The organism is Gemmobacter denitrificans, assembly GCF_036964905.1.
GTDB classification, from domain to species: domain Bacteria; phylum Pseudomonadota; class Alphaproteobacteria; order Rhodobacterales; family Rhodobacteraceae; genus Gemmobacter; species Gemmobacter denitrificans.
The window spans coordinates 130137-141199 of the sequence record NZ_JBALHR010000010.1 but is presented as its reverse complement, the minus strand read 5'-3'; the positions used below and the strand labels follow the sequence as shown (position 1 = coordinate 141199).

Here is an 11063-nt window from a genome sequence, read left to right as displayed (position 1 = left end):
ATGGAACCGACCACCCTCTGCAAGCTGATGGAAGCCAGCTATCACGCCGCCCGCGACCTGCTGATGCAGGCCGCCCGCGATCTGGATGAAGCCGGGCGGGCGGCCCATCAGGGCGAGCGCAACCAGGCGCGCGGCACCGCCATCGGGGCCGAAACCGACCTGCAGAACGCCCTCGACCTCATCAAGGCCGTCGGCGCGCTGCAATTGCTCGACCGGGGGTGAAAGAAACGCTGGTTTGACCAAAAGGGGGCGGGGGAAACCTCGCCCCTTTTGTCATGGGGCCGGGCGGTTCGATTATCGGGGTTTGGCCGGTCCCCTTGGCCCTGCGGCTTGCGCCAGCCGCGCAGGATCGCCGCCCTCGCCAAGCCAGACATGGCATTGGAAATTCGACCAGCGCACCAACACCCAGCCCGATGCCTCGGGGATGATCTCCGGTGAACCTGGGGGCGACTCAGTGGGTTGCATGCGGAGAATGCTGCCGGGGGATGGTGAAGAGAAGGTTAATGTTGAGAGCGGCCCATACATGCCGCTCGTTCCGGCGACGACATGCTGCGTCGCGGCCAAGCAAAGCTTCCGTTCGCGGGCGAACGACGTGTTTACAACTTCTGCAACGTTATGGCTCCGGATCCTGACCTAAGGACTTCGAGCTTGAAGCGCCTTTATCTCAGCGCCTATGTAATTGAATGCAGCGATGTTTTGATCAAGAACAAAGTCCAATGCTGTACCGTAGCCTGAATTGGTGTGCGACATATCGAATCCCAGCCGGGTCAATGTTTCCGAAACTGATCCGCCAGTGTGAGCATCGGCATTCCGTAGGTCTGCCGTGAGAAAAAGAGGTGCTAGATTTGAATTGCGCTCGGTGATCTCTGCCTCTTGGTGGCCACCGCTGAAATTGGCAGTCGTTTCTTGATTGCTGTTCAGACGCTCAAGGATATTGGTCAGAACCTGCAGGAGTTTGAGACTGCCAAAGCTCTTGTAGCTCTTAGGATCGTGTCCCCCCTCATCAACAATTCGCCTCAAAATCCCGTTCGGTATTTTCTGCCATAGCTCGTGGATATCTTTGCATCGGGAAAGAAATTTCTGCTCCGACATGTTTATCGGAGCGACTTGAGCCAAGCGACTTAGCTTAGGGTAAGGCAACCAATGCTCGGCTTGTAGTTTCTCCCTAGAAACACCAACCAAATCTTCGCATGTCGGGGTCCCCAGACCGAGATCAGTTGCTAGCCAAGCGAGGCCATCCGCCAAGTCCAGAAGCACCTCAAGAAATCTTTGAACTTTGGCAACGATGTGCTCTTCGTTTAGGTCGGTTTGATCTACTATTCTCTGAGGAACAACGTGTGCATGTGCCCAAACAATTTCCCTGTCGGGCTTCGGTTTGTATAGTTCTCTCAGCCCAACTTGAATCAGGTTTCGCCCGACACGTCTACAATCTGTGAATGACCATTGCCCTGAGTAAGAAGGATTGCACGTCCAGTTACCATGGGTCTGGAAAGGGGTGGTTTGGTACAAGCTGTTTTGTTCGTACCTCTCAAGGAATCGGTCATCGAGAAAAATCGGTGTAGGTTCTAGCAGAGCATTTGCACGCTGATGATCCATCGCCCCGGCAATGCCAGGCCAAGTCAAACCGGCGGCAGTTTGCACCGCGCACAGCTCCGGAGTGACTGCACAAACCACAGCCCAAAGCTGCATCAGTGTCTTCCCGTTGATACGTCGAATGTCTAGTTTGTACCAACCACCTTCCGGATTTGCTAAATAGTGGCCATTGTCCCCCAGAAGTTCTGATATCTCTTGCGTTTCTTGAATACTCGTCGCGTAGAAAAATACCCTTGTACCGTGCTTCCCCCGCATCCAAAGGTATCTTCGAAGGTACTCGTTCGACATTCGCCAACTGACGTTCCGACTTGCCCGGTAGTAATACGAGCTGGAGATTTCGCCTTCAGAAATACCAAACTCAGGCAGCGATAAGTCATCATAAATCAGTCTCTGGTCGTCACCTCCGACACAGCGGGGAGACAAACCAAGCAACATCCAAATTTTCTCTGCCAGGTGATAACTGTAAAATGATCCATTGCCATGAGACGCAACGACATATTCGTGACCCGATACGCTAGGTGAATGGCCACCCAATCCGCCGAAATCATCGACTATAGGAGTTGAGAAACTGACAACACCATATGAAACTTCGCTAAAATCGGAAACAGAGAGCGAATCCGCTTCATCGGTCAGGGCCATGACCATGTGAACATACTCGTAATCAGGGCCGTATTGGTCATGTTCGTATCGGGTCGTAACTTCAGGCCGCTCAAATGGGTCCAGCCCAACTGGGGTGAGTAGTGCCCGTAGCTTTGGCGAAACGCAGCTGTCAGGCAGGTTCAGTTCATGAAGGTAGTTAACGGTGCTCATTTTTCCAAGCTATCTTCGAGTTCCTATTTTGGCAGCGTAGCCTTAATCACGTTTAATGACGCAGCCAGCCGTTGTGACAGATCGCTGAAATGGTTTCTCAAAGTGCCATGGCGTTTGCGAGCGGTTGCTATTGCTAGGCGTCGTCCCTTTGGATCACCATGTGCCTTTGCAGGGTTACGTAAAGCATGTAGCTCGCGAAGCGGAGCAACGGCATTTTGGGCTTGATCTTCGGTTCTTCCCGTTGACGCGAGGGCGACCTCAAGTACCTTAAGTGATCCCCAATCCCTTTCGTAGACGCCCGTGTTGGCGTCGATTATCGCTCTCAACCCCCTGACGAGAAAGCCTTCCACAACGAGGTGATCTAGTGCCAGAATTTCATCACCCCACTCCGAGGACGAATCCGTCACCGGATAGTGGACGGCATCTCTCATTTCCGAACCGCGCATTTTCCACCAAGACGGCGAGTCTTGATCCAATTCCGCAATGATACGCTTTACATCCTCCAAGAAATCATCTGTTGTTGTGAATGCGCCAAGAATGTCGGTTTGATATGCTCGTTCAGAAATTTCGGCCTTTGGCTTTTCGTTGAATGACTGCCAATATAGCTGCTCGTCATAGGGCAGGGCTGCCAAGTAGCCGATATAGGTATGCACTTGCCCTGCCTCATTGATATCATAAGTTTTGAGATGCCATGCGCCTCGACAATTTATGCTTCGATCACCGAAGGTATATTTCTCTGGATCCGATTTGTACTTTTGAAGCACCTCGGGTCTAAAAAAGGCGGGTGAAATCTCCCAAGGTAAGTCCGATTCAGTGAAATAATTGACGATATGGTCGGGCGAGCACGAGGTTTCTATCAATTGATGCCCATTCTTGCGATCGATGATCAGAAAGGACGCATACTTTAGTCTGCTTTTGTCCTCTTCTGCCTTCCATTCTTCCGCCAGAGCTTCCGGGGTAAGATTGGTACGAAGGATTACCTGCCCGTTAACATAGCTCGCATGCTGAGGAACTTTTCGCTGCTTGTAAAACAGGTCCCTGGTCTCGAAAACATCCTCAGCGCCTTCGGGCCAGCCGTTGAACCCACCCATAGCGAACCGTGTAAAATCAAACAGGCTGACCAAACTGGTACCGGTAAGAGCCATGTAGCTTGCTAGATCATGCGAGCGTATCGTGACTGCGCGCACTTGTTGCCTGGGATCATGAGTAACGTCTCGATAAACCGAAATAATCGATTCGATGTCTCCTCGATCATTTAGCCTACAATAGGCATTCCGCTCATCCACAAAGTACAGTCCAAGCGCATGCACAAGCTTCTGGCTGATTTCTATCGTAGGCTCGTAGTCCTTGACGCCTTCAAACGAGCGTACAAACACCAGCTTTTCGCTGCCAACAAGAGATTTGCAGCCAGGGTGGTCCAATGGTGGTTGCAGATAAACGCGATGCCCCTCACCGCCACCATATGCTCGCTGAATGATCCAAGAATCATCTGGCATGATGTAGGCCCGATCGAGATCAGCGTGGTCTGGTGGGTCTAACAGCTCATTGGGGGTCAACACCGAGTGAATTAGCATATGCGGACCGGATGCGTAGATTACGATCTCGTCGGCTTTCAGAATATCCTCGAGAATTTCAACGCTCTGGTCAGCGCTTTCTAGCCATTCGCCGCGATTTTGGTCTGGAATTCTTGCAATTGATAAAAGCTTGTCCAACGTACTTTTAGGCATCCAGGTCCTCACTGTAGGGTGAATCGCAACTTTGCGGCCATATGTGGCGTACAATAGAATCAATGCCTCTCAGGCCTACCTCCGTTGTGCATCAACTTCAATGTCAGCTTTTTATTTGCTGCAGAAGCCCGAGTGCTGTTGCAGCGAACATCCGCTCTCCGCCCTTTTGGAGACCGACGGGGACGAGGCCGCGCCCCATTCACGCCGCAAGTCGAGCCACACCAGATTTCGTGCGAGAGACAGAAAAGGAGCGACGCGGGGTTGCCCCAGACCTGCCCAATCATGTTGCGAAGAGCCGCCGAAGTGGTACAGAGAGGCAGTTCATAAGCCGCCATTCAGCAAAATCGTTCTGCTGCAAGTTCTTGTGTCAAACTCTGCAGGTTTGCGTGTCACGCTACAGTCACGCTACAACGCTACAACAACAACACGCTACAACTCACAAAGCCTGTTGAAACACCCTCTCATTCCTGACAACATGTGGTAGCCAACCGCCTTGCGCCCACTGCCTGCCAGCAGTCTGCCAAATTATCGAGGTCGGTTGCGGGGGAAGGTCAAGATGTTGGTTTCCGTGAAGGTCCGTTTATCCGGGGCTGCCGTTTGCATCGCTGCGCTCTCGGGTTTCGCACCGCCTGCGGCGGGGCAAGAGGTGCGGCTGACCGAGTCCATGGCTGAGGCCCGGCTGGTCCTGAATGGGCGCGAGATCGTCATCGGACGTACCCCGAATCCCGAAGCGGTGCTGCGGGGAGAGTTCACGAAGACCTCGCGGGCCTGTCCGCCTTTCTGCATCCAGCCCATGACGCCCGTGCCAGATGTGGCCCCGGCGGGAGAGCTGGAGCTGATCGGCTTTCTGCAGGACCATGCGGCGCAGGGCACAGGGGTGTTGATTGATGCGCGCCTGCCTGAATGGTTTGGCAAAGGGGCGATCCCGGGGGCTGTCAACGTGCCGTTCGCCACGCTCGATCCCTCCAATCCGTTTCGCGATCAGATCCTGGCAGCACTTGGTGCCCGTCCGCTGGCAGGTGGTGGGTTCGATTTTTCGCAGGCCATGACGCTGATGGTCTATTGCAACGGGCCGTGGAGCGACCAGTCGGTCCGTGCCTTGCAGGCGCTGGCGGCGGCGGGCTATCCGCCGGAGAAGATGATGCACTATCGTGGGGGAATGCAGGATTGGCTGATACTGGGTTTGACAGTGGCCGGGGGACCGGAGGCCGAGGCGAAACTGGCGACAGCGGAGGGTCAGCCATAATGAAGGTCGGGTTGATCTATCTCGGGATCGTTGGCTCATTGGTTGCCGTGATCACGGGTGTACCCTGGGTGACACTGCTGAAAGATGTGCCTGATCCGCTGGCCGGGGTCATCCCGCCGCCGGTGACAGCCCCCGCGCCGCAAGAGCCCCCCGCGCCGGTGTTTACCGGCGTCATGGCCGCGCTGGAAGAACCCGCCCCCGAGGTGACCCGCGCTGCCGCCCCTGCCCCCGATGCTCTGGAGGCGACGCAGACCGACGACGCGACAGCCGCTGCCGCCGCCTTGGCTGCGCTGGTCGTGGCGGGTACGGGTCTGGCCGATCCGGTGGAGCCCGAGCCTGTAGCGGCACCCGCCGCCGAACAGCCTGTAGCTGCACAAGTCGCCGCCCCGGCACCGCAGCCTCAGGCAGGGGATATCGACCAGACCACAGCGGCGATTCTGGCCGCGCTGACCGGCACTGCGCCGGAGAGCGGGGCCGCCGTCGCTGCCGCCGATCCAGCGTTGCAGGCCATGTCGGTCGCCGCGCTGAATGGGCTGGCCAACGCAAAACCTGCACCCACGCTCGAGGGTCTGGTTGCGCAAGCACTGCGCGAAGGCCAAAGCGACGCCTATATTGACGCACTGGTGAACGAAGCGGCGGGCCGCAAGGAAATCGCGGTTCCCGGCGCGCTGGTCACGGCCGAAGGCAAGGTGGACACGGCTGTCCTGCTGGCGGATCTGGTGGGCAAGGCACAAGATGCTGCAGGCCAGCCGCGCAGCGCCCCGCGCGAAGTCGTGACAGGCGGTGACGGGGTCGAGGTGCATACTGTGGCGCAGGCCGATGGCAGCAGCCAACAGTTCCGCTTCTATACCGTGGCCCGCGGCGACAGCCTCGGTGCGATTGCGGAAAAGTTCTATGGGGACGCCGGCTATTATCTGGCGATCTTTGAAGCGAACCGCGCAATCCTGTCCACACCTGATGCGCTCAATGCCGGGCAGCGTCTAGTCATCCCGGGCATTTCACAGCTGTAATCCCCCGGCGCCCCATGCGGGCGCCGGCTTCCCACGGGATCAGCCGCCGGTATGGCTCATGTGGCGGGTCATCTGGCCCGCAACGCCCTGCCGGGAATAATCGAAATCATGGCCTTTGGGTTTGCGGGCAATCGCGGCGCGGATCGCCCTTTCCAACAGGGTATTGTCCGGGCTGGCCCGCAGCGGCGCGCGCAGATCGGCCATGTCTTCCTGCCCCAGGCACATATACAACTCGCCCGTACAGGTCAGCCGCACCCGGTTGCAACTTTCGCAGAAATTATGTGTCAGCGGAGTGATGAAGCCGATCTTCTGGCCCGTTTCCTCCAGCCGTACATAGCGCGCCGGGCCCCCCGTGCGCTCTGCCAGATCGGTCAGCGTGTAGCGTTCGGCATAGCGGCTGCGCAGATCCTTCAGCGACCAGTATTGATCCAGCCGGTCCTCATTGCCCAGATCGCCCATCGGCATGACCTCGATCCAGGTCAGATCATGGCCTTCGCGGGCGCACCAATCGGTCAGGGAGAACTGTTCCTCTTCGTTGAACCCTTTCAACGCCACGGCATTGATCTTGACCCGCAGCCCCGCCTCTTGGGCGGCGCGGATGCCATCCAGAACCTGCGGCAGCCGCCCCCATCGGGTGATATCGGCAAATTTCTGCGGGTCGAGCGTATCCAACGACACATTCACCCGCCGCACCCCGCAATCAGCCAGCTCGGCGGCAAAGCGCCCCAACTGGCTGCCATTGGTGGTCAGTGTCAGTTCTTTCAGCGCGCCGCTTTCCAGATGCCGCGACATGGCGCGGAAAAAGGTCATGATGCCCTTGCGCACCAGCGGCTCGCCCCCGGTGATGCGCAGCTTTTCCACCCCCAGCCCGACAAAGCTGGAACACATCCGGTCCAGCTCCTCCAGCGTCAGCAGGTCGGCCTTGGGCAGAAAGGTCATGTTCTCTGCCATGCAATAGACACAACGGAAATCACAACGATCCGTGACCGAAACCCGAAGGTATCGGATGGCGCGGGCAAAAGGGTCGATCAAGGGCGGGGTCATGGGAAAAAGGTAGGCTTCCGCCGATCCGGCGGCAAGCGCGAAAGCGACGGTTGAAGGGCGGATTGACCAAGACTATCGTCGGCATCGGAATGGAAAGGGGTATCGGCATGTTGCGCAATCTGGGTCTGGTGACGGGGGTATTGGTGCTGACGGGTTGTTCGGCACTGCCGCAATGGGTGGGTGGTACGCGTGCACCGGTGCGGGCCTCTGCCCCGGTGGGCGATCCGCTGCCCCTGCCCACACCCGAATTGCAGGCCCCGCCGCCGCAGGCAGGTGCGCGCACCGCCGAAGCGCTGGATACGACCACCGCCGCACAGAAGGCCGCCGCAACGGCCGCCCCTGCCCCGGCAGGTGCTGCGTCGCTGGGAAAGGTCACTGTCAGCCTGGGCGATCCGACCCTCCCCGGCTTCTGGCTGCGTTCATCATTGGTGAGCGCGCCCACACCGGGGATGATCAAGACCGCGGGGGGACAGACGGTGCAGGTGGACCTTGTGCCCGGCGAAGGGGCCGCGCAATTGTCGCTGGCCGGATTTCGCGCCCTTGGCCTTGGCCTGACCGACCTGCCATTGGTCGAGGTCTATCCGCGCTGACGGGTCGGCGTTACCGAAGCCGCAACTCCCCTGCCTCGACCCGCAGCCGGGTTTCAAACGCCTTGGAGATATGGGCGCGCAGCGCGTGATAGGCGGCCTCGCCATCGCGATTGGCTATGGCCTGCACGATCATTTCATGTTCGGCCAGCGCGATTTCATCCCGCCCCTCGGCCGCGAATGAGGTATTGGCCATCAAGGCCATCGACCGATGCACCAGATCCAGTTGCTGCACCAGAAACCGGTTATGGCTGGCCAGGTGGATCTGCTTGTGAAACCGCTTGTTCGCCCGGCTCAACGCCCGGGGATCGCCGCCCAGCAGGATGCGGTCTTCCTCGACCATGCTGCGCAGCACCCGGATTTCCTCATCCGTGGCATGGCGCGCGGCCAGACGGGCCGCCAGCCCCTCCAGTTCCGACCGCACCGCGTAGAGTTCCGACAGCTGGTTGTGGTCCAGCGTGGCCACGATCAGGCTGCGCCCGTCGCGCGTCAGCATCGACTGGGTTTCCAGCCGCTGCAACGCCTCGCGCACCGGGGTGCGCGATACGCCCAGCCGTTCGGCCAGTTCCGATTCCACCAGACGATCGCCGGGCTTGTACACCCCGCCTTCGATGGCTTCGAGGATCAGCGTATAGGCATCTTTCTGCACCGTGGTTCCCTTCCTGCCGCGCGGAGCAGACCCTAAGCGCGCATCCCCCTGCCATGCAAGAGGTGGGATGCAGCAGGAGGAGCGTGCAAGGGGCACTGACAGCGCTTCGCCGCATCATCGACAGGTCAAGCCCATTGCCCCGCGCGGCCGTCTGCGTTACCGATCACGCATGGTTGCACAGCATTTCCACCACATCGACACTTGGGTCTTCGACCTCGACAATACGCTTTATCCGCCCGCGATGCGGCTGTTTGACCAGATCGAACAGCGCATGACGGCCTGGGTCATGCGTGAACTGGGCGTGGCGCAACCCGAAGCCGACCGGCTGCGCCAGCACTATTGGGATCGCTACGGCACCACGCTGGCGGGCCTGATGGCCGAACATGGCATGCAGCCTGATGGCTATCTGCACGATGTGCATGAGATCGATTTTTCGGTCCTTTCACCCGATCCGGCCTTGGCAAAGGCGATTGCCGCCCTGCCGGGGCGGCGCGTGGTCTATACCAATGCCACGCGGCCCTATGCGCTGCAGGTGCTGGCGGCGCGGGGCCTCTCAGGGCTGTTCGATGCGGTCTATGGCGTGGAACATGCGGGTTTTCGCCCCAAACCTGAACGTGCGGCCTTCGAGATGATCTTTGCCCAGGATGGCATCGCCCCCGAGCGCGCGGCCATGTTCGAAGACGACCCACGCAATCTGGCCGCCCCGCACGCGATGGGCATGCGCACCGTGCATGTTGCACCCGATCCGCTGCCAGCGCCGCATATCCATCACCACACCGATGATCTGGGCGACTTTCTGTCGCAGCTTGCGCGCTGACCTGCGACAAGATGCATCGTGGATAAACCTTTGCGCCGGCCCCACATCCGGGTCAGCCACAACAGGAGCATCCCATGGCCTATATTTCCGCCGACCGTCCGACCGGCTTTGCCCGCCTTCCGCTGATCGGCTTCATCGCCCGTGACATCGCACGCGATATCAATGTGGTTTTCTATCTGCTGACCATTTTCGCCACGATCATGGTGCTGGCCGTGATGAAATGGGGCATCATGGCCCTGTCGCTGACGGCGGTGGCACTGGTGCCGGTGTATTTCGTGATCCTGATCGCCATCACGCGCGGCTAAGACATACCGCCGCGTGGACGCGGGCGTCCCCTTGGCCTATCTGTCAGTCACCGATTGTCCGGCACCAAAGGGCCCATCATGCGTGAGACGACCGATATCCTGATTTCCGGTGGCGGGGTTGCGGGCCTTGCTGCGGCGGCGGCCTTCGGATCGGCAGGGTTCAGGGTGGTCTGCGTCGAACCCAACCCGCCCGTCACCGCCGCCGAGGCCGAAGGATCGGACCTGCGCACCACCGCCTTTCTGCACCCGTCGATCCCGGTGCTGCAAGAGGCAGGGCTTTGGGACCGCCTGGCCCCCCACGCCGCGCCGCTGCAGATCATGCGCATTGTCGATGCCGGTGGCCCCGTGGCCGAGGCGCGGGTGATCAAGGATTTCGACGCGGCCGATCTGTCCGACAAACCCTTTGGCTGGAACCTGCCCAACTGGCTGCTGCGGCGCGAAATGGTTGGCCGGCTGGCGGAATTGCCCGGGGTGACCTTTCTGCCGGGTCTTGCGACCACGGCCCTGCTGACCCGCGAAAGCGAAGCGATTGCCACCCTGTCGGATGGCCGCCGCATCACGGCGCGGCTGGTGATCGGCGCCGATGGCCGCAACAGCCTTGTGCGTCAGGCCCTGGGCATTGCGGTCAAGACCCTGCGCTATGGGCAGAAGGCGCTGGCCTTCGCCGTGCGCCACCCGATCCCGCATCAAAACATCTCGACCGAAATTCACCGCTCTGGCGGCCCATTCACCTTTGTTCCCCTGCCCGACCGGGACGAGATGCCCTGTTCCGCCGTGGTCTGGATGGATCATGCCGCCGAAGTGGATCGTCGCCTTGCCCTGCCCCCCGCAGCGTTTGAGGCCGAGATGATGGAACGGTCATGCGGATTGCTCGGTCCGCTCACGCTCATCAGCCGTCTGACCGCCTGGCCGATCATCGCCCAGATCGCCGACCAGATGGCGGGCGAGCGCTGCGCCCTGATGGCCGAGGCTGCCCATGTGATGCCCCCGATCGGCGCGCAGGGACTGAACATGAGCCTGGCCGATCTGACGGCGCTGTTGGCGCTGGCCAAGGCCGACCCGGCGCAGATCGGCGATGCGCGGATGCTGGCCACCTATCACCGGCAGCGCCATCTGGATGTGCAGGCCCGGGTTCTGGGGATCGACCTGCTGAACCGCGCAAGCCAGATCGGGGCACAGCCGCTGCGTGATCTGCGGGCGGCCACGCTGGATGCGCTTTATTCCATCGCACCGTTGCGCAAGACGCTGATGCAGGCCGGGATCGGCGTGCGCTGA

General features: G+C 59.7%; 12 protein-coding genes. 7 read left to right on the top strand and 5 right to left on the bottom strand.

Annotation, left to right across the window (positions count from 1 at the left end; all coding sequences use genetic code 11):
* The coding region (locus V6590_RS15500) for a hypothetical protein (RefSeq protein WP_335424586.1) at positions 1-222 on the top strand (222 nt) is incomplete at its 5' end.
* 72 nt (positions 223-294) lie between these two features.
* On the opposite strand, the gene V6590_RS15495 is transcribed toward V6590_RS15500, so the two are convergent.
* The 3 genes from V6590_RS15495 to V6590_RS15485 form a co-directional block, all read right to left on the bottom strand.
* The gene (locus tag V6590_RS15495; protein WP_335424585.1) at positions 295-465 is read right to left on the bottom strand and encodes a hypothetical protein; all 171 of its coding nucleotides are present in this window, start codon (positions 463-465) and stop codon (positions 295-297) included.
* A gap of 168 nt (positions 466-633) precedes the next feature.
* Positions 634-2232 carry a hypothetical protein gene (locus V6590_RS15490; RefSeq protein WP_335424584.1) on the bottom strand — a complete coding sequence of 533 codons (1599 nt, stop codon included), beginning with the start codon at positions 2230-2232 and terminating at the stop codon, positions 634-636.
* A 194-nt stretch (positions 2233-2426) separates the two neighbouring features.
* Positions 2427-4130, bottom strand: a complete 1704-nt coding sequence (locus V6590_RS15485) for a hypothetical protein (protein ID WP_335424583.1) — start codon at positions 4128-4130, stop codon at positions 2427-2429.
* A 556-nt stretch (positions 4131-4686) separates the two neighbouring features.
* On the opposite strand from V6590_RS15485, the gene V6590_RS15480 reads away from it, so the two are divergent.
* Complete coding sequence (locus tag V6590_RS15480) at positions 4687-5376, top strand: rhodanese-like domain-containing protein (RefSeq protein WP_335424582.1); 690 nt, start codon at positions 4687-4689, stop codon at positions 5374-5376.
* Entirely contained in the window at positions 5376-6386 is a 1011-nt protein-coding gene (locus V6590_RS15475) for a LysM peptidoglycan-binding domain-containing protein (protein WP_335424581.1), read from the top strand. Before V6590_RS15480 ends, V6590_RS15475 begins: the two co-directional genes overlap by 1 nt.
* 39 nt (positions 6387-6425) lie before the next feature.
* Here V6590_RS15475 and moaA read toward each other — a convergent pair whose 3' ends face one another.
* The gene (moaA, locus tag V6590_RS15470) at positions 6426-7430 is read right to left on the bottom strand and encodes a GTP 3',8-cyclase MoaA (RefSeq protein ID WP_335424580.1); all 1005 of its coding nucleotides are present in this window, start codon (positions 7428-7430) and stop codon (positions 6426-6428) included.
* 107 nt (positions 7431-7537) lie between these two features.
* On the opposite strand from moaA, the gene V6590_RS15465 reads away from it, so the two are divergent.
* On the top strand, positions 7538-8020 hold the full coding sequence (locus V6590_RS15465; RefSeq protein ID WP_335424579.1) for a hypothetical protein: 483 nt from the start codon (positions 7538-7540) through the stop codon (positions 8018-8020).
* 10 nt (positions 8021-8030) lie between these two features.
* Here V6590_RS15465 and V6590_RS15460 read toward each other — a convergent pair whose 3' ends face one another.
* Positions 8031-8666 (bottom strand): GntR family transcriptional regulator, encoded by a 636-nt coding sequence (locus V6590_RS15460; RefSeq protein WP_335424578.1) that lies wholly within the window; start codon positions 8664-8666, stop codon positions 8031-8033.
* A gap of 169 nt (positions 8667-8835) precedes the next feature.
* On the opposite strand from V6590_RS15460, the gene V6590_RS15455 reads away from it, so the two are divergent.
* The 3 genes from V6590_RS15455 (at position 8836) to V6590_RS15445 (ending at position 11063) form a co-directional block, all read left to right on the top strand.
* On the top strand, positions 8836-9483 hold the full coding sequence (locus V6590_RS15455) for a pyrimidine 5'-nucleotidase (protein WP_335424577.1): 648 nt from the start codon (positions 8836-8838) through the stop codon (positions 9481-9483).
* A gap of 74 nt (positions 9484-9557) precedes the next feature.
* Complete coding sequence (locus tag V6590_RS15450; protein ID WP_335424576.1) at positions 9558-9788, top strand: hypothetical protein; 231 nt, start codon at positions 9558-9560, stop codon at positions 9786-9788.
* Between the two features lie 75 nt (positions 9789-9863).
* Positions 9864-11063, top strand: coding sequence for a UbiH/UbiF family hydroxylase (locus V6590_RS15445; RefSeq protein ID WP_335424592.1), 1200 nt, complete (start codon positions 9864-9866; stop codon positions 11061-11063).

Excerpts from the sequence above, each read along its gene's own strand:
- V6590_RS15480 (WP_335424582.1), top strand. The coding sequence starts at position 4,687 with ATGTTGGTTTCCGTGAAGGTCCGTTTATCCGGGGCTGCCGTTTGCATC.
- V6590_RS15495 (WP_335424585.1), bottom strand. The coding sequence starts at position 465 with ATGCAACCCACTGAGTCGCCCCCAGGTTCACCGGAGATCATCCCCGAG.
- V6590_RS15455 (WP_335424577.1), top strand. The coding sequence starts at position 8,836 with ATGGTTGCACAGCATTTCCACCACATCGACACTTGGGTCTTCGACCTC.
- V6590_RS15465 (WP_335424579.1), top strand. The coding sequence starts at position 7,538 with ATGTTGCGCAATCTGGGTCTGGTGACGGGGGTATTGGTGCTGACGGGT.
- V6590_RS15450 (WP_335424576.1), top strand. The coding sequence starts at position 9,558 with ATGGCCTATATTTCCGCCGACCGTCCGACCGGCTTTGCCCGCCTTCCG.
- moaA (WP_335424580.1), bottom strand. The coding sequence starts at position 7,430 with ATGACCCCGCCCTTGATCGACCCTTTTGCCCGCGCCATCCGATACCTT.
- V6590_RS15490 (WP_335424584.1), bottom strand. The coding sequence starts at position 2,232 with ATGGCCCTGACCGATGAAGCGGATTCGCTCTCTGTTTCCGATTTTAGC.
- V6590_RS15485 (WP_335424583.1), bottom strand. The coding sequence starts at position 4,130 with ATGCCTAAAAGTACGTTGGACAAGCTTTTATCAATTGCAAGAATTCCA.
- V6590_RS15475 (WP_335424581.1), top strand. The coding sequence starts at position 5,376 with ATGAAGGTCGGGTTGATCTATCTCGGGATCGTTGGCTCATTGGTTGCC.